Here is a 17909-nt window from a genome sequence, read left to right on the forward strand (position 1 = left end):
CACCTGGGAACCCTGCCGTTTCACCCGTTCCTTCCAGGGCACGCGAAACAGAGCAAAGGAGTCATGACAAGCCACGAACCACAAGGAGAAGCACGGTATGCCGGTTGTGAAGAGCACGCTCCCCGAGCCCGCCCGCCAGGTCGTCGGCGAGGCCCTGCAGCAGACGCTGGTCGATCTGCTCGGACTCTCGCTCATCGGGAAGCAGGCCCACTGGAACATCGTCGGACCGAGGTTCCGCTCGATCCATCTCCAGCTCGACGAAGTGGTGTCGACGGCCCGTACGTACGCCGACACGGTGGCCGAGCGGGCGGCGGCGCTCGGCGTCTCCCCCGACGGCCGGCCCGAGACCGTCGCCGCGTCCTTCGGTCTGCAGGGTCCGAAGGACGGCTGGCTGCGGGACACCGAGGTCGTACGGCTGCTCGTCGAGGCGCTGGAGGCGACGGTCGGAGGGCTGCGTGAGCGGATCGCCGTCACGGAGAAGGCCGATCCGGTCACCCAGGACCTGCTGATCGGGCTCACCGCCGAACTGGAGAAGCAGTACTGGATGTTCCAGGCGGAGGACTGGCCGCGCGACAACTGACCAACTCGAGGAGCCGGCCATGCAGCAGGACCGTCGCATCATCGGGGAACTGATCGCCGCGCACGGCACCACGTACGCCGATGAGGCGGGCATCCGGCTCAAGGATGCCCCGCAGCCGCTGTACCGGCTCCTGGTCATGGCCTGTCTGCTCAGCGCCCGGATCCGCAGTTCGGTCGCCCTCGCCGCCACGCGCGCGCTGTACGACGCCGGGTTGCGCGATCCGCGCCGTATGGCCGAGGCCGACTGGCAGGAACGGGTCGACGCGCTGGGACGCGGCGGCTACCGGCGTTACGACGAGCGCACCGCGACCCAGCTCGGCGAGGGTGCCGAGCTGCTGATCGAGCGCTGGGGCGGGGACCTGCGGCGGATGCGGGACGAGGCGGACGGCAAGGTCCCCGAGCTGCGCAGGCTGCTGCGGGAGATTCCGGGGATGGGTCCGGCCGGCGCGGACATCTTCCTGCGCGAAGTGCAGCACGTCTGGCCGGGGGTGGCGCCGCACCTGGACAACAAGGCGCTGTCCGGTGCCGAGCGGCTCGGACTCCCGAAGGATCCCCGGAAGCTGATGGAACGTGCCGGTGACACCGAGCCGGCCGTTCTGGCCGCCGCGTTGGTCCGGGTGGCCCTGGACAAGAAGTCGGCGCGGGAAGTGCTCGCGCGGGTCGGTTGACGGGGCTCGGCCGTCGACCGACGGCCGTCAACGGACGGGCGCCGCACGGCGCCGGCGGCTCGCCCTCGTCGGGCAGGGCCAGGATCTCGTCCCGCAGCGCGCGTAAAAGCTGTCCTCACAGGGCGGTGCCCGCGCCCGTTCCAGCAGGCGGCGGATCCTTTTCCCGCCCTACTCTGTCCATGACGTCACCCGTGTTCGACCCGCTCCGGTCCGCTCCGGTCTGATGGTCCGCTCCGGTCCGGTCACGCGATTCCACCGGCGTCCTGACGTGTCCCTACAAGTGTCCCTACGGGGATCCGTAGCTTTGCGGGGTCCCGACGGCGGGAGGCGGTGACGCAGAGGTGAGCGACGGATCGCGTCGTCCCGGCTCCGGTTCCGGCCGTGGTCGAGGTCGCGGGGGGCGACGGATGCGGTACATCGTGCTGGGGAGCCGGCCTGCGCACGGGGTGGGGGCGGTGGCACGGGCGCGCACCGCAGAGAAGGCGACGCGGCGTGCCGGGGACCGCGACGGCGTGACCGTGAACCACGGGCTGCGGGTGGCCGCGGCGTACGCATGGCGGCTGCTGGTGGTCGGGGTGGCCGTGTACGTGGGCTTCATGACCCTGGGGCGGTTGCAGCTGGTCGCCGTGGCGCTGTTCCTCGCGCTGGTCGTGACCGCGGTGCTGCGTCCGCCGGCCGGACTGCTGGCGCGGCGGCTGCCGAGGGCCGCGGCGGTGGCGGTGAGCGTGGTGGGCAGCCTGGTGGTGGCGCTGGGGCTGCTGGCGCTGGTCGGCGGCCTGGTGGCGGGCGAGTGGGACCAGCTGGGCCGGGAGTTCGGCGGGGGCCTCGGGCGGATCGAACGATGGCTGGAAGGCCCTCCCTTCCATGTGGACCCCGCCGTGATGTCGGATCTTCAGGGCAAGGTGAGCTCCTTCGTTTCGGAGCACCGCTCCCAGCTGATCAGCAGCGCGCTGAGCGGCGCCGGGCGCGTGGTCGAGGTGCTCACCGCAGCGGTGCTCGCGCTGTTCTGCTCCATTTTCTTCCTTCACTCCGGGGACAACTACTGGCACTGGTTCCTGGCGCGGCTGCCGGAGGGCGCACGGGAACCCTGGGGCCGCGCGGGACGGGCGGCGTGGCGGACGTTCGCCGGATACACGCGGGGGATCATCATCGTCGCGGCCAGCAATGCGGTGCTGGTCGGGATCGCCCTGTTCGCGCTGCAGGTGCCGCTGGCCCTGCCGCTGACGCTGCTGGAGTTCTTCGCCGCGTTCATTCCCCTGGTGGGTTCGCCCATCGCGCTGGCCGTGGCCACGGTCGTCGCCCTGGCCTCACGGGGGCCGGTCGTCGCGATCGCGGTGCTCGCCCTGATCGTGGTCGTCGGCCAGATCGAGGGTCATCTGCTGCACCCGCTGGTGATGAGCTGGGCGGTCCGGCTGCACCCCGTGGTCGTGGCCCTCTCCGTCATCGCCGGCAGCATCCTGGCCGGGGTGATCGGCGCGGTGGTGGCTGTCCCGATGGTGTCGGTCGCCTGGTCCGTGCTCAGCGTGCTGCGTCCTCCGCACGAGCCGGGCGCGGGTCACCCCGGGCGGTCACCGGGCTGACGCGTCGGTGCGGCCTGCCGACACGTCGATGCGGCGTGCCGACGTGTCGCGGCCGCGTGCCGACGTGTCGCGGCCGCGTGCCGCAACCCGAGTGGCGGTGTGCCGCATCAGACGTTCACGCTGCCGAGCCCGCGCACCCCGAGTGGCTCAACCCATCGCTCCCCGTGTCCGCCACGGTGACTCCGGAAGGTGTGCCGGTCACCGAGGTGGAACGGCCGGGCAGCCGTGCCGTCAGGCGGAGTGGGCCGTTGCCGCGGGCTCCTGCTCGGCGTCGTCGACCGCGTAGGAGAGGAAGTCGTCGACCATCCGGTGGAAGAGGGTGGCCAGTTGCCGCAGTTCCTCGGGGGACCATTCGGCCAGCGCCATCTGCATGCCGCGCGCACCGGCCTCACGGATGCGGTCCACCGCCTCCCGGCCGGTGGACGTCAGCTGAATACGCTGAGCCCGCCGGTCGTCAGGATCCGGGACACGAGTGACGTAACCGGACTTCTCCAACTGCTGCACCTGCCGCGTCACATGCGAAGCCTCCACACCGAGCCGATGGGCCAGCTCCCCCGGCCGCAACGGCTCGGTGTCCGAGATCTGCCGCAGCAACGCCACCGCGGCCCGGTCCAGCGGAACCCCCGCCAGCGCCATCAGACGTTCATGCTGCCGAGCCCGCGTACTCAGATACGTGATCCGGGTCAGGGCCCGCTCGATCCCGGTCACTTCCGGCGAGGCCGAGGCGGCCGGCAGCGAGGGCGGAGAGGGTGTGGACATGCGGCACACTTTACCATATCGTTGCGTAACTCAAGTAATTTTCTCCGGCAGTACGCTGCCCCAAGGGGCCGTTGCCGGGCTGATGTTGTCCCGCACGGCCTCCCGCCAGGTCGCGCCGGCCGCGATCGCCTGGCGCCAGCGGCGGATCGCCCTGGGCGGCAGGCCGGCCGCGAGGGCTCCGGTCAGCCGGTCACCGGTGCGGTACGCGGCGACGAACCGGCGTTCGGCCAGGTCCCCCTCCACGACCACCGTCTCGTCGTGGGCCCGGAAGTAGCCGTACGCCTGAATCTTCATGTCGTACTGGTCCGACCAGAAGTACGGCACCGGCGCGAACGGTCTGCGCGCCTCGGGGCGGAGGAGGTTGCGGGCGGCGGCCATGCCGTGCTCGGCCGCGTTGGTGCGGTGCTCGATCCTCATGGACACCCCGAACAGCGGGTTGTGCCAGCGGGCGACGTCCCCGGCGCCGTACACGCTCCGCGCGGCTTCGCCGTACGCGTCGCAGACCAGACCGTCGCCCAGCGTCAGTCCGCTGCCCTTCAGCCACTCGGTGTTGGGCAGACAGCCGATGGCGACCAGGATCTCGTCCGCCTCGACCACCTCGCCGTCCGCGAGCCGCACCCCCTCGTCGGTCACCTCGGTCACGGTGACTCCGGTGCGCAGCTCCACACCGTGCTCCAGATGGGCCCGCGACAGCACCTCACCCACCTCCGCGCCGACCGCGTGGGCCAGCGGCACCGGTGCGGGTTCGAGGAGGGTCACGTCCGCTCCCAGACGCCGGGCCACGGCGGCGGCCTCCGCCCCGAGGAAGCCGGCCCCGACCACGACCAGCCGCGTGCCCGGCCCGAGCCGGTCCCGCAGCGCGAGGGCGTCGTCCACCGTGCGCAGCACATGCGCGCCCTCCCCGGGCAGCCGGCGCGGGCGCACTCCGGTGGCCACGATCAGACCGTCGTACGGCACCGACGAGCCGTCGGCCAGACGCACCGTACGGTCCGTCACGTCCAGCCCGGTCGCCGCGACGCCGAGCCGCAGGTCGAGGTCGAGTGCCTCCAGGTCGCCCGGCGTCCGCAGGGCGAGCCGCTCGGGTTCCCACTCCGCGGCCAGCAACTGCTTGGACAGTGGCGGCCGGTCATAGGGGGCGTGGCATTCGTCGCCGACGAGGGTGATCGTGCCGTCGTACCCCTCGCGGCGCAGCGTCTCGGCGGCCGTGAGGCCGGCCGCCGAGGCTCCGACGACCAGAATGCGTTTCACCGTTCCACCAGTCGGATCGCCGCCGCCGGGCAGACCGCCGCGGCCTCTCGTACGCCGTCGTGGAGTCCGGCGGCGGGTTCCTCGTCCAGCAGGATCGCGACGCCGTCGTCGTCCCGCTGGTCGAACACCTCGGGGGCGGCCACGACGCACTGCCCCGATGCCACGCACTTCGGTTCGTCCAGTTCCACACGCATGGTTCTTGCCTCTGTTCCTTCGTATGGGGGGGTGTCACCAGGTGACGGGCAGACAGCGGACGCCGTAGGTGGTGCCGGTGTGGTGGAACGCGAGCCGGTCGATCGGGGCGGCCAGACGCAGTGTGGGGAAGCGGCGGTAGAGCGTGCCGTAGACGACCTGGAGCTCCAGCCGGGCCAGCGACTGTCCCAGACACTGGTGGGGCCCGTAGCCGAATGCCTGGTGGTGGCGGGCGGGACGGCTCAGGTCCAGCCGGTCGGCCTCGGGAAAGGCCTCCGAGTCCCAGTTCGCGGCGTGCAGATCGAACAGAAGGCCGTCCCCGGCGCCGATGACCCGGTCGCCGATCTCGATGTCCTCCTTGGCGACCCGGCGGATGCCGGAGTGGACGATGGTCAGATAGCGCAGCAGTTCCTCCACCGCGGCCGCGATCACCTTCGGGTCCTCGGCGTCCCGCAGCACGGCCAGCTGCTCCGGGTGTTCGAGCAGGGCGAGGGTGCCGAGGCTGATCATCGTCGCGGTGGTCTCGTGTCCGGCGATGAGCATGGCGACGCCCATGTGGACAGCCTCGCGGTGCGTCATCTCGCCGGCCTTGATCCGGCCGCCCATCTCGGACAGCACGTCCGCGTCGGGGGCGGCGGTCTTCTCCGCGAGCAGGGTGTCGAGGTAGGCGGCGAGGGCCCCGCTCGCCGCCCGCGCCTCCTCGGCCGGAACGGAGTTGTCGAGCACGAGGTTGCTGTTGCGCTGGAAGAACTCGTGGTCCGCGTACGGCACACCGAGCAACTGGGCGATGACCAGGGACGGCACGGGCAGCGCGAGCGCGGTGAGGAGATCGGCCGGGTTCGGTCCGTCCAGCATGTCGTCGATCAGACCGTCGACGATCCGCTGGACGGCGGGCCGCATGGCCTCGATCCGCTTGATGAGGAAAGGTGCGTTGACCGTCCGGCGCAGCCGGGTGTGTTCCGGTGCGTCGGTGTTGGTGATGAGCCTCGGGGTCGCGTGCGCGATCTCCGCGCGGTGCGCGTTCACGTAGGGGAAGCCGGGATCGCGGTCGTCGTTGCTGACGCGGGGGTCGGTGAGCAGGGCGCGCTGATCGGCGTGGCGGGTGATGAGCCAGGGCGTGCTGCCGTTCCAGATCCGCACCTTGGTGATCGGCTGCTCGTCGCGCAACGGTTGCAGGGCGGGCGGCGGGGCGAGCGGGCAGCTCACCGCCCGGGGCATCGGGTACGCGGCGACCGGCGGGGTGGCGTCGGGCGCGCGGCCCGCCAGGGCATCGGCCATGTCTCTCCTCGGTGGTGGGGGTCCGGTCGGAAGGAAGCGCCGGGGGTGACGGATTCGAGGCCTCGATGAGCACATGCAAACAGAGCGGACTGACAGCGTCCGGTCAGTTTCCTGACAAAAATCTGACGTGATGCACGTCACATCTTCTCGCCTTGCCGCCGGCGGACCGAAGGGCGCGTTCAAGCCCAACTACCTTGCGCGTTCCAGTCATTGGCCCGGCGTGATGGCCTCTGCGCCGCACTCGCCCGAACGGCGAAGGGTGGCACCGCGTCAGCGCGGCGCCACCCTGGAACGGAAGGGAACGGCGCTTGCCCGGCCACCCCCGACGTCATCTCGTTTGCTCTCACCCCAGCCAGTAGCCGAAGCCCCGGCGGGTGTGGATCAGCGGCGGCCCGTCCCGGTCGACCTTGCGTCGCACCCGGGAGACGAGCTGTTCGATCGCGTTGCCCCCGCGGAACTCGCCCCGGACGAACCGGCCGATCCGCTCCTTCGAGAGCACCTTGTTCGCGTTGACGAGCAGGTGGCGCAGCAGCCGGTACTCCGCGGGCGTCAGGTCGAGCGCCCGCTGTCCACGCCACGCCTGGCAGGTGCTGTCGTCGAGCACCAGATCCCCGTAGCCCAGTGTGCCCTCCCGGCGCACCCGCCGCCTGCCGTGCAGTAAGACCTGCGCTCTGGCCAGGACTTCGGCGATCCGAAGGGGCTTGGTGACATAGTCCGTCTCCCCCGGCCCCAGCTCGGGCAGCAGCCGGTCCAGGGAGTCGTACTCGGCCAGGAGCAGCACCCGCGGGCGCTCGACGACGGCGAGGCGGGGCTCCTGCGCGAGTTCCGTCATGTCCGAGAGGTCCGCGTCGAGGACCACGAGGTCGAACCGACGCTTCACGAGCCGCGCCACCGCCTCGCCCGCCGTATCCGCCACGCTGATCCGAAAGCCCGCCAGTTCCATGGTCGTCGACAGCAGTTCGGCGATCTCCGGGTCGTCTACGACAATCAGTACGTGCCGCCCGTCTCCGCGGGCGAGCAAGGGTCTCTCACTGGCTCTGCCGTACATGGAAGACCATTCCTGTAGGACTCATGCCTCACGCCTGAACGGCGGCGGCCGGGACATGGGTGCCGTCCGATCGCGTCAGGCCGCGGGATGTCCCGGCCCCGGGCCGAACCCGGGGACCTCCTCGACGGCATGGACGAGAAACTCGCCGACCCGCATCACCCTACTCTCCAGTTGCCTGACTCAAGCAATATCCGGGGAGCCCCTGGCCGTGGGCCGTTGACTCAAGCCGTTCGGGGGGTACGAGGACAAGCGAGGCCACGAACGTCGTCATCGCCAACTCGCCCGGATTGTGAGGCAGTACGGTGCCGGACTTCTCCAGCAGGGCAGGCGTCGCGTTCGTCGCGGGGGGCACCGGCGGGATCGGCGCGGCGATCGTCCGTACGCTGGCGCGGCGGGGCAGCGACGTGGTGTTCACGTACCGCTCCCAGCAGGCCGCTGCCGACGGTCTCGCCGGTGAGGCCGAGGCGTACGGACGCCGCGTCGTGGCGGTTCGGCTCGACCTGGGCGACGAGGCGGCCACGGCGCGGGCCGTGTCCGGGGCCGCCGGAACGCCGGGCGGGCTCCACACCCTCGTGTACGCGGCGGGCCCGCACGTACCGATGGTGCATCTGAGCAGGGTGTCGCCGAGTCAATACCATGCCCAACTCGCGGCGGACGCGGGGGCGTTCTTCAACCTGGTCCATCCCGCGCTGCCGCCACTGCGTGAGAGCCGGGGCAGCATCGTCGCCGTCACCACCGTGGCCACCCGCCGGTTCCCGGTCCGCGACGGACTGTCGTCGGGCACGAAGGGGGCGGTCGAGGCGGTCGCTCGGGCGCTGGCCGCCGAAGAGGGACGCTACGGCGTACGCGTCAACTGTGTCGCGCCCGGCATGCTGACCGACGGCATGGCCGCACGCCTGATCGAGTCCGGCGAACTCGACGAGGCGGCGCTGGAGATCACCCGGGGCAACATCCCGCTGCGCCGCTTCGGCGATGCGACGGACATCGCGGAAGCGGTCGCGTTCCTGGCCTCGGACCGCGCCGGCTACATCACCGGCCAGTCCCTGGGTGTCGACGGCGGGTACAGCGTCTGACCGGTCGGCGCGCTCCGGTGTGATCCGGCGTCCGTCGACGTACGCGGAGCAGGCACAGGTCGGCGACCGAACCGACCGCCGCCCGCATGACCGCCTACGGGTCGCAGGGGCCGCGCCTCCCCTGAACGGACGCTTGCGAGGCGGGCGATCGGTCGGGCCGGTTCGCTCACGCCGTCGGGGTCCTCCGCTCAAGTGGCTGCGGAGCAACCGGTGTTGACGGTCCGCCGGGCGCGTCGCGAGATCAGGGCACAGACCCGGGCCGGACCGCTCTCGGTCCGGCCCGGGCGCGGGTCTCCGTGGTCAGCCGGTGGTGGACAGCCGCTGCGGAGCGGTGCTCCCCTGCGTCCGCCGCGGGCTGCGCAGGCCGGTGAGGCTCACGAACACGGTGGCCAGGACGGCGGCGACGGCGAAGGCGGTGAAGCCCCAGCCCTCGGCCTTGCTCGCGACGAGCTGGCCGCCGAGCCACGGCCCGAAGACGGCTCCGAAGCGGCCGATGCCGGACACCCAGCCCACGGCCGTGGCGCGGTTGTCGGCACCGGAGCGGCCGGCCACCGCCGCGTAGATCATGGCCTGGGCGCTGAAGAGGAACAGGCCGGTGAGGAAGACCACCACGTAGGTGAGCGCGAGCGGCATGTGAATGCCGAGCAGGTAGACGCCGACGGCGGTGGCCGCGAACCAGATGGTGGCGACGAGCGGCGCGCCGTAGCGGTCGGAGAAGCGGCCGGCGACCAGCATGCCCACGATGCCGCCGAGGTTGATGACGATGACGAACGACAGGGAGGAGCCGAGCTCGTAGCCAGCGCCGCGCATCATGGTGGGCAGCCAGTTGCTGACGCCGTACACGAGCAGCAGTCCGCAGAAGGAGGCCAGCCAGAACAGCAGGGTGGTGCGCCACAGGTTGCCGCGGAACAGTGCGGCGAGGGCGCTCCAGCGCTCCCCGGCGGCGGGGCGCTCCGCCTCGGGGGCGGGCATGTCGACGTCGTAGCGGCGGGCGAGTTCACGGGCTTCCTCGGTGCGGCCCCGGGCGAGCAGGAAGCTCATCGACTCCGGCAGGAACTTGGCGACCAGCGGCACTCCGATGAACAGCGGGACCACGCAGATCCAGTAGGCGACGCGCCAGCCGCCCGCGCCGCCGGTCCACAGACCCACGAAGCCCGAGAGGATGCCGCCGGCCTGATGGGCGGTCATCAGCATGCCGACGATCAGGGCGCCGCGACCGCGCGGGGCGTACTCGGCGACCATCGTGATCGTGGTGGGCAGCAGGCCGCCGAGGCCGAGGCCGGCGATGAAGCGGCCGAGTCCGAAGACACCGATGCTGGGGGCGACCGCGCACAGGGCGGAGGCGAGCGAGAACACCGCGGTGCAGCTGAGGATGACCTTCTTGCGGCCGACCCAGTCGGTGACCGTACCCGCGGACAGGGCGCCGATCAGCATGCCGAAGGTGGCGTAGCTGCCGAGGTCGCCGGCCTGGGACGGCTCGAGGCCGAGGGCGTGCTCCTCCAGCATGTGGGGCAGCACGGCGCCGTAGACGAACATGTCGAGGCCGTCGAAGAGGACGACCAGCCAGCACAGGCCGACGACCAGCGCGGCCAGTCTGCTGCCGCGAGCGGACAGGTGGGAGGAGGACATCGTTGTTTTCCTCTCGTCCAGGAGGCGTGTCCCTGGAGGGGATCTGTGAGGCGGGCCGTCGCGGCTCGTGCGGCTGACCCGGTGGTGCGCTCGACGGTAAAGAGCCGCCCTGGAAAGTGTCAACGCTTTTGTCAACAATCTTAGAAACAATCAAGACAGTCGGCCATGGCCGCCGATACGGCCGCGGGAGCAGGTACGACAAGGGGTGGGCGGCACAGAACTGTGCGCCGCCCACCCCCTCTGTATGGCTTGTTTCAGTCGACGGGCGGTGTGCCGTGGGTGTGGAAGGACTCGATGGTCTTCAGGCCCCAGGCCTGCCCCTTGGCCCGCTCGGCCTCGGTCCAGGTGATCAGCGGCCAGTCGGGGGCCAGCACCAGACGGGTGAGCGGGTTGCACAGCTCGATGCGGTTGCCGCCCGGCTCGTAGACGTACAGGAAGAACGTCTGCTGGATGGCGTGCTTGTGCGGACCGGTCTCGATGAACACGTCGTTGTCGAGGCAGAGGTCGGCGGCGCGCAGGATGTCGTCACGGTTGTCGGTCGCGAACGCGACGTGGTGCAGCCGTCCGCTGGAACCCGTCCAGTCCGAGGTGTAGACGACGTCGTACGACTTGTTGGTGAAGGTGAGCCACTGGGCGGCCACCTTCCCGCTGTCGAGCACGATCTGCTCGGTGGCGCGGGCGCCGAGCACCTCCCGGGTGAAGGCCGCGTTGGCCGCGACGTCGGAGGCGAGGAAGTTGACGTGGTCCAGGCGGCGCACGCCCACGCCCTGGCCGGGCTTGGCCTGGGGCTGGTTCTTCAGACCCGGCTTCAGCTCGGGCGGTGCCTCGTACCACTCGCTCTCCCAATACAGGGCGAGTTCGTGGCCGTCGGGATCACTGGAGACGTACAGCGGGCCGATGCCCGGTTCGTCCTCGACCCAGCGACCCCCGCGGCCGGTGTTCTCCAGATCCTTGACCCGGCGCTGAAGGGCCTCCTCGCTGGAGGCGCGCAGGGCCGTGCGGCGCATCCCCGGCTTCCCGTGCGCGGTGAGGATCAGACTGTGGTGCTCGTAGTCGTCCCAGGTCCGCAGGTAGACGGAGTCTCCGGAGGTGCCGTTGACGGTCAGCCCGAGGATGTCGGTGAAGAACCGGACACTGCGGTCCAGGTCCGGGGTGAGCAGTTCGACGTGCCCGAGGTGGGCGATGTCTCCGAGGGGCGGAGTCATCCTTGTCTCCTTAGCTGTGGCGCGCGGGTGTCGGCGCGGTTGCGGCGGACCGGGGGAAGACGGTGCCGTCGAAGATCTTTCGCGCGGTACGCACGACGGCGGTCCGGCGGGCCACCGGCACTGCGCCCGCGGCGCCGTGCTCGATGCTGGTTTCGAGGTCGAGGAACCCGGTGGGGTGCTCGATGCGCAATCGGTCCCCGTGTGCGGGCAGGCGCGCCAGGTCCTGGCCGACGCCCCCCTCGACGCGCAGCCCGGCGGCCACACTCGCGGCGCCCAGGACACCGATGGAGGTGTGGCAGCGCACCGGGATGAAGGTGCGGGTCATGATCGCGCCGCCGTGCAGGGGCGGTGCCAGGAGGCTGAGTTTGGGCACGGTGGTGCCGTCGACGTCACCGAGCCCCATCAGCCGTCCGGCCTCCAGCCGGATCGCCCGGAGCCGGTCGGCGAGGGCCACATCCTCCTCCAGGTCCTTGGGGTCCTCGTAGCCCTTGACGTTCAGTGAGGAAGCGGCGATCAACACGGTCGGCATTCCGTTGTCCACGCAGGTCACCGGGGTGCCGGCGACGACGTCACGGGCCAGCCCTGTAGGCAGCAGCGGACTGCCGCCCGGCGGGAACTCGATGACCACCGGGGCGGCGGTCCCCGGCACACCGGAGATCTCGGCCGAGCCGGTGTAGTCGACGCGTCCCCCCGGGGTGGGAAAGGTCGCGACGGCCAGGTCCCCGGTGTTGAGCATGCGGATCCGTACGGACGTCTCCGCGTCCCCCGGGGCGACCAGCCCGCGTTCCACGGCGAAGGGGCCGACCCCGGCGAGCAGGTTGCCGCAGTTCTGCCGGTCGGTCACCTGGGCGGTGTCGACGCCGACTTGGAGGAACAGATAGCCGACGTCCGCCTCGGGGTCGGCGGAGACGGAGACGACGGCCACCTTGCTGGTCAGGGGATGCGCCCCGCCCAGGCCGTCGATCTGGCGCGGATCGGGGCTGCCCATGACGCGCAGCAGCAGGTCGTCGCGCGCGCCGGCGTCGGCGGGCAGGTCCTCGGCCAGGAAGTAGGCCCCCTTGGAGGTGCCGCCGCGCATGAGCATGCAGCGCACCTCCCGGGTCCCGGTCACGAGCCCGCCTCCTCGCGGGCGTACTCCTCGTAGGTGCGGTACTCGACGCCGAGCCGGGCGAGGGTGTCGCGCAGTCCGTAGCGGTCGAGGCCCAGCTCGCCCTTGGCGAAGGCGGCGCGGGACGCCTCTTCCTTGGCGGTGCGGGCGGCGGACGCCTCGACGGCCCGGGCGGACCGCTCGCGGGGCACACACATGACACCGTCGTCGTCGGCGAGGATCACATCGCCGGGCCGGACCGTCTGCCCGCCGATCGCGACCGGTACGTTGACCGAGCCGCCGGTGGCCTTCACGGTGCCCTGGGAGCTCACGGCCCTCGCCCACACCGGGAAGCCCATCTCACGCAGTTCTTCGGTGTCCCGCACGCCCGCGTTGGTCACCAGGCCGCGCACGCCCCGCCGTTGGAGGGCGGTGGCGAACAGCTCGCCGAACATGCCGTCGGTGGAGGGAGAGGTGGTGGTGACGACCAGGAGGTCGCCCTCGCCGCACTGCTCCACCGCCGCGTGGATCATGAGGTTGTCGCCGGGCCAGCTGAGTACGGTGACGGCGCTGCCGCAGATCCGTACGCCCTGCTGGATGGGGCGCAGGTCGGGGCCGAGGAGGCCGCTGCGGCCGAGCGCCTCGTGGACCGTGGCCACGCCGTAGCCGGACAGCGACTCGACGTCCTTCGCATCCGCCTTGGGCGGGTTGGTGACGATCACGCCGCTCATGCCAGCTCCCCCGTGACCTGCGGGTAGGGACGCATGTACGCCTCGGCGTACGTGGCGTGCGGCAGACCGAGGTTGGGTCCGGCGTTGCGCTTGAGCTGGACACCGCGGCGCTTGCCCAGGTCGGTGTAGTAGTCCCACAGGTGCTGCTGGGCGGCCAGGCACTCCATGGCCTTGCGCTTGGTCTCCCACACCTCGGTGATGTCGAGGAGGACCTCCGGCTTGAACCCGCACATCTCGGGCTGGTGCGGCTCGAAGAAGAACACCGGCGGGGCCCCGATGATCTCCCCGGGGGCCGGGTAGCCGATGGCCTGGGCGAGCACGCGCGCGTCCAGGGCCATCCGAGCCGCCGCCGGGTGGTCGCCGTTGTAGGGGTCGTCGAGGGGGTGGGTGAGCACGACGTCCGGCTGGGCCTGCCGGTGAACGGCCACCAGCCGGTCGGTCAACTCGGGCGTGGCGAGCAGGGGGTAGTCGCCGGCGTCGAAGAAGACGACCTCGGCGCCGAGGGTGGCGGCCGCCTTCTCGGCCTCCTCGCGCCGGATCCCCTTGATCTCCTCCAGCGACTTGCCCTCGCGCCACGCCTTGGCGGATTCGCCGCGCTCACCGAAGGTCAGACACGCGATGGTGACCTTCTCGCCGCGGGACGCCGCCAGGGCGATGGCTCCGCCCGCTCGCCACACGAAGTCCCCGGCGTGCGCGGTGATGACGAGTGTGGACCGTGGGGTGGCGGGCGCGTTGCCGTGCGTCATTACTGAATCTCCTTGGTGAACAGGGGTGCGCCCGCCTCGTCCGCGTCAGTCGCGCAGCGCCTCGATCACGCTGGTGAGGTGGGCGCGGACGGCCACCTCGGCCGCCTGCGGGTCCCTGTCCCTGATCGCTTCGATCATGGACAGGTGCTCGTTCAGGGAGTGCTGCGGACGCCCCGGTCTCAGCGCCAACTGGAAGCGATGGCGCACCAGTTGCGCGTTGAGCCGCTCCAGTAGCTCCACGGCCGTCTGCTGCCCGGAGAACTCCCGGATCCTGTCGTGCAGTTCATGGTTGAGCTCCGAGTACGTCACCGGCTCGCCGTCGGCCACGGCCTTGGTCATCGCCGCGCCCAGGTCCGCGAGCTCGGTCAGCTGCTCGTCGCTGGCCGCGACGGCCGCCTTGGCCGCGCACAGCCCTTCGAGGACCATGCGGCACTCGGTGATGGCGACCGCTTCCTCCACGGTCACCACCCGCACCCGCGAACCGCGGTTGCGGATCCGCTCCACCAGCCCTTCGGCCGCCAGATCGATGAGCGCCGCCCGGATGCTGGCCCGCGTCACACCGAACTGTTCGGCGAGTTCGTTCTCCACCAGCCGCTGCGCCGGTGCCATCTCGCCGTGCAGGATCGCCTGCCGCAGCTGCGTCAACGCATGCTGCTTGGCCTGCTCTCCAGTGCTCGGACGGGCTTCCTTCGGCATCGTTGCCCTCCCTGAGTGAGTGCCTGTCGAACCTAAATCTAGCCAAGCAAGATTGTCAACAATTTTGTCCTCCATATTGCGTGCATGCGTCGGCGCCGCCACGGTCCCGGGGCGGCGCGGTTTCGCTGTGTGCCGGGCCTGCACGCGAGTACGGAACGAGGGACGACCCGTCAGGGAATCCTCGGGCTCGGGCGCATACCGATACCCGTACTGTCCGAGGTACTGACGTGCTCCCCGGCCTGAAGGCCGGGGGTTCCTGCCGCGGTCTTCCGACCGTCTCGGTGGCCTGGTGAGCGACAACAGGCGCTGCTGTCCACCACGGTCAGGGCGTCAGACGGAAGTACCGTCACAAGGGATCGCGTCTCCCGACGGAGCCTCGCCGCGCCCGTGGTGGCGGGTGGTCACCATGTACAGCAGGCCGGTGATCAGGACGACGCCTCCGCACAGCAGCACGACGTAGTTGTCGAACCACGGCTGTTCCGGATTTCGAGGCCAGCAGATGTTGATGATGGCGAAGATCCCGTAGGCCAGGGCGGCGGCGTTCACGACGAGCCCGAAGCGGCCCAGAGTGAACTCGCCCGCGGGTTCCCAGCCCTTGAGGCGGGCTCGCAGCGCGGCCAGGACGACCATCTGGAACGAGGCGTAGATACCGAGGATCGCGAACGAGACGATCTTCGTGAGGGCGTTCTCCGACACCAGCGAGCCGAAGGCGATCAGCGCGGGCACGACGGCCGCGACGAGCAGCGCGTAGGTGGGTACGGCCCGTGCCGGGGAGAACCGCTCCAGCAGCTTGTGCCCGAAGATCATGCGGTCGCGTGCGTACGAGTAGATGAGCCGGCCCGCCGCCGCCTGAAGGCTGACGGTGCAGGACAGGAACGAGATGAGGACGACCCCCATCACGAGCCTGGCGCCCACTTCGCCCATCGCGTCGTACAGCACGCGCACCACGGGGTCGGTGTCCTTGCCGGAGATGACGGCCCGGTAGTCCGTCACCGACAGCAGGAGCGTGAGGCAGGTGAAGGTGGCCGCGGCGCCGCCCACGTAGATCGTGCGGCGCATGGCCCGGGGGATGACACGGCCGGGGTGCTCGACCTCCTCCGCGGTGTCGCCGCAGGCCTCGAACCCGTAGTACTGGTAGAAGCCGATGATGGCCGCGCCGAGGAACGCCGGCAGGTAGCTGCCGTCGCCCTCGGCGCCGAAGGAGTCGAAGATGACGCCGATGCCGTGCTCGCGATGGGTGACCAGCAGGTAGATGCCGACGACCAGCGCCCCGACCAGTTCCCCGGTGAAACCGATGACGGCCGCCCACGAAAGAGCCCTGGTTCCCGCGTAGTTGATCAGGGCGGCCACCACGATGAGGACCACCGTGCACCCGACGGTCGTGTGCACGGTCGGCGCGAAGCCGAGCAGGATCGCGATGTACGGGCCTGCCCCGTACGCCACCGAGGTGATCGTGACCAGGAGCGCCCACATATAGACCCAGCCGGTCATCCAGGCCCACCGCGGGCCCCACAGGCGCCGGGCCCAGGGATAGACGCCTCCGGCGATGGGGTACTGCGCCACGACCTCGCCGAAGACGAGGGCGACGAGGAACTGGCCGGCACCGGCCAGCAGGAACGCCCAGATCATGGGCGGTCCGCCCGCGGCGAGCGCGGTGCCGAACAAGGTGTAGGTACTGACGACGGGTGACAGGTAGGTGAAGCCGAGTGCGAAGTTCGCCCACGGCCCCATGTCCTTGCGGAACTTGGAGTCCGGCACCCAGCCGGGTTCCGAGGGCTTCCCGCCCGGCGAGCCGGCTCCCGCGGTCGGGTCGCTGGTTCCGGCCATCAGCGTGCCTCTCCGGGCTGCCGCGTCCCCTTGATCAGATCGACCGCGCGTTCCGCTGCCAGCAGCACGGTCAGCATCGGGTTGATGGTGGGCATCGTCGGGAACAGGGACGCGTCGACGACTCGCACTCCGCTGACGCCGCGCACCCGCAGCTGCGGGTCGAGGACGGCCAGCGGATCGTCGTCCGCGCCCATCCGGCAGGTGCCGGCCGGGTGGTAGACGGTGTGCGCGGCTTTCCTTCCGTACGCGGACAGTTCGGCGTCCGTGCGGATGTCCGGTCCCGGCGCGACCTCCCGTTTCAGCCAGTCCCGCAACGGTGCGGCGGCGGCCACTTCCCGGGCGATCCCGAGTCCGTCGACGATGGTCTTCTCGTCGTAGCCCTCGGGGTCGGTGAAGTACCGGAAGTCCAGGCAGGGCTGCCGCGTCGGGTCCGCGTCGGCCAGCCACATCCGTCCCACCGAGCGGGCTCTGGGTACGTTCGGTGTCATACAGACGCCGTGCTCGATCGCCGGGTGGCCGAGCCGTTCGGTGTTGACCGTGAACGGGACTTGGTAGAAGTGGAACATCAGGTCCGGGCGCGGCCCGCGCGGAGCGCGGCGCAGGAACAGTCCCGCGTCCGAGTCCATGGCCGAGTTCGGGGGCAGCGGGCCGTGCGTCTCCCAGACGATGACCGACTCGGGGTGGTCGAGGAGGTTCTCGCCGACGCCCGGCACATCCGCCCGCACCTCGATGCCGAGATCGCGGAGCTGCTGCGCGGGCCCCACGCCGGACAGCAGGAGCAGGCGCGGTGTGTCGATCGCTCCCGCGCACAGCAGCATGTCGCGCGCGGCTCGCACCGTCGCGGTGGTGCCGTCGCTCTGCCGGACCTGGACGCGGGTGAGACGGCCGTCACCGTCCGGCAGCAGCCCGTACGCCCATGTCTCCAGCCGGAGCGTCAGGTTGGGGCGGTCCAGCACGGGGTGCAGATAGGCGACGGAGGCGGAGGAGCGCCGGTTGCTCTCCGGCTCGTACGCCAGGGAGAAGAATCCGGCGCCTTCGGCGAACGGCCGCGCGTTGAAGTCCTCGATCACCGGGACCCCGAGGGCCGAAGCGGCGGCGGTCACGAAATCGCGGGCGATCGGATTGCGGTCCTTGTCGGCGACCGGCACGATCCGGTTCTGGAGGCGATGACGGTACGGCAGCAGCACGTCCGGACCCCAGCCGGTGCAGCCCCTGTCGACCCAGTCGTCGAGGTCCTCGGGCAGCGGAAGGAAGCTGATGACCGTGTTGTGCGAGGAGCAGCCGCCGAGGACGCGGGCCCGGGAATGCAGAATGTGCGAGTTCCCGCGCGGCTGTTCCACGGTCGTGTAGCCGTAGTCGAACTCCGAGCCGAGCAGGTTGATCCAGTTGCGCAGGCGCAGGATCCGCTCGTCGCCCACGTCGCTGGGACCGCCCTCGATGACGCAGACGCGGCAGTCGGGGTCCTCCGTCAGGCGGGCCGCCAGAACGCATCCGGCCGTGCCCCCGCCGACGATGACGTAGTCGTATTCCGGTTCGTCCGTCACGGACCGCTCCCCAGCCATG

17 protein-coding genes are annotated in these 17909 nt (G+C 70.8%); 4 read left to right on the forward strand and 13 right to left on the reverse strand.

Annotated elements, in window-relative coordinates:
* Nucleotides 1-97: 97 nt before the first annotated feature.
* From GTY58_RS08505 to GTY58_RS08515, 3 genes are all read left to right on the forward strand, one after another.
* On the forward strand, nucleotides 98-580 hold the full coding sequence (locus GTY58_RS08505) for a DNA starvation/stationary phase protection protein (RefSeq protein ID WP_010983044.1): 483 nt from the start codon (nucleotides 98-100) through the stop codon (nucleotides 578-580).
* A gap of 19 nt (nucleotides 581-599) precedes the next feature.
* A complete protein-coding gene (locus tag GTY58_RS08510; protein WP_010983045.1) occupies nucleotides 600-1247 on the forward strand; it encodes an endonuclease in 648 nt (215 codons plus the stop codon).
* A 518-nt stretch (nucleotides 1248-1765) separates the two neighbouring features.
* Nucleotides 1766-2827 carry an AI-2E family transporter gene (locus tag GTY58_RS08515; RefSeq protein ID WP_244905204.1) on the forward strand — a complete coding sequence of 354 codons (1062 nt, stop codon included), beginning with the start codon at nucleotides 1766-1768 and terminating at the stop codon, nucleotides 2825-2827.
* 231 nt (nucleotides 2828-3058) lie between these two features.
* Here GTY58_RS08515 and GTY58_RS08520 read toward each other — a convergent pair whose 3' ends face one another.
* From GTY58_RS08520 to GTY58_RS08540, 5 genes are all read right to left on the reverse strand, one after another.
* Nucleotides 3059-3586: a MarR family transcriptional regulator gene (locus GTY58_RS08520; protein ID WP_037645897.1), complete on the reverse strand. Its 528-nt coding sequence runs from the start codon at nucleotides 3584-3586 to the stop codon at nucleotides 3059-3061.
* A gap of 30 nt (nucleotides 3587-3616) precedes the next feature.
* Nucleotides 3617-4834, reverse strand: coding sequence for an FAD-dependent oxidoreductase (locus GTY58_RS08525; RefSeq protein WP_010983048.1), 1218 nt, complete (start codon nucleotides 4832-4834; stop codon nucleotides 3617-3619).
* Complete coding sequence (locus GTY58_RS08530; protein ID WP_010983049.1) at nucleotides 4831-5028, reverse strand: ferredoxin; 198 nt, start codon at nucleotides 5026-5028, stop codon at nucleotides 4831-4833. Before GTY58_RS08530 ends, GTY58_RS08525 begins: the two co-directional genes overlap by 4 nt.
* Nucleotides 5029-5062: 34 nt before the next feature.
* On the reverse strand, nucleotides 5063-6304 hold the full coding sequence (locus GTY58_RS08535; RefSeq protein WP_010983050.1) for a cytochrome P450: 1242 nt from the start codon (nucleotides 6302-6304) through the stop codon (nucleotides 5063-5065).
* Nucleotides 6305-6647: 343 nt separating this feature from the next.
* Complete coding sequence (locus tag GTY58_RS08540) at nucleotides 6648-7352, reverse strand: response regulator transcription factor (protein WP_010983051.1); 705 nt, start codon at nucleotides 7350-7352, stop codon at nucleotides 6648-6650.
* Between the two features lie 302 nt (nucleotides 7353-7654).
* Between GTY58_RS08540 and GTY58_RS08545 the strand changes: the two genes are divergently transcribed.
* Nucleotides 7655-8425 (forward strand): SDR family oxidoreductase, encoded by a 771-nt coding sequence (locus GTY58_RS08545; protein ID WP_010983052.1) that lies wholly within the window; start codon nucleotides 7655-7657, stop codon nucleotides 8423-8425.
* 300 nt (nucleotides 8426-8725) lie between these two features.
* Here GTY58_RS08545 and GTY58_RS08550 read toward each other — a convergent pair whose 3' ends face one another.
* From GTY58_RS08550 to GTY58_RS08585, 8 genes are all read right to left on the reverse strand, one after another.
* Nucleotides 8726-10054: an aromatic acid/H+ symport family MFS transporter gene (locus tag GTY58_RS08550; RefSeq protein ID WP_010983053.1), complete on the reverse strand. Its 1329-nt coding sequence runs from the start codon at nucleotides 10052-10054 to the stop codon at nucleotides 8726-8728.
* 254 nt (nucleotides 10055-10308) lie between these two features.
* A complete protein-coding gene (locus GTY58_RS08555; RefSeq protein ID WP_010983054.1) occupies nucleotides 10309-11259 on the reverse strand; it encodes a catechol 2,3-dioxygenase in 951 nt (316 codons plus the stop codon).
* A gap of 10 nt (nucleotides 11260-11269) precedes the next feature.
* On the reverse strand, nucleotides 11270-12370 hold the full coding sequence (locus GTY58_RS08560; RefSeq protein WP_174514634.1) for a 4-oxalomesaconate tautomerase: 1101 nt from the start codon (nucleotides 12368-12370) through the stop codon (nucleotides 11270-11272).
* Complete coding sequence (locus GTY58_RS08565) at nucleotides 12367-13077, reverse strand: 4-carboxy-4-hydroxy-2-oxoadipate aldolase/oxaloacetate decarboxylase (RefSeq protein ID WP_010983056.1); 711 nt, start codon at nucleotides 13075-13077, stop codon at nucleotides 12367-12369. The genes GTY58_RS08560 and GTY58_RS08565 overlap by 4 nt, the downstream gene beginning before the upstream one ends.
* Nucleotides 13074-13823 (reverse strand): PIG-L deacetylase family protein, encoded by a 750-nt coding sequence (locus tag GTY58_RS08570; RefSeq protein WP_010983057.1) that lies wholly within the window; start codon nucleotides 13821-13823, stop codon nucleotides 13074-13076. The genes GTY58_RS08565 and GTY58_RS08570 overlap by 4 nt, the downstream gene beginning before the upstream one ends.
* 45 nt (nucleotides 13824-13868) lie before the next feature.
* Nucleotides 13869-14519: a GntR family transcriptional regulator gene (locus tag GTY58_RS08575; RefSeq protein ID WP_010983058.1), complete on the reverse strand. Its 651-nt coding sequence runs from the start codon at nucleotides 14517-14519 to the stop codon at nucleotides 13869-13871.
* 330 nt (nucleotides 14520-14849) lie between these two features.
* Nucleotides 14850-16346, reverse strand: coding sequence for an amino acid permease (locus GTY58_RS08580; RefSeq protein ID WP_010983059.1), 1497 nt, complete (start codon nucleotides 16344-16346; stop codon nucleotides 14850-14852).
* Nucleotides 16346-17890, reverse strand: coding sequence for a GMC oxidoreductase (locus GTY58_RS08585; protein ID WP_010983060.1), 1545 nt, complete (start codon nucleotides 17888-17890; stop codon nucleotides 16346-16348). Before GTY58_RS08585 ends, GTY58_RS08580 begins: the two co-directional genes overlap by 1 nt.
* Nucleotides 17891-17909: the final 19 nt, after the last annotated feature.

The sequence above is a fragment of the Streptomyces sp. SID5469 genome (assembly GCF_009862865.1).
GTDB lineage: Bacteria > Actinomycetota > Actinomycetes > Streptomycetales > Streptomycetaceae > Streptomyces > Streptomyces avermitilis.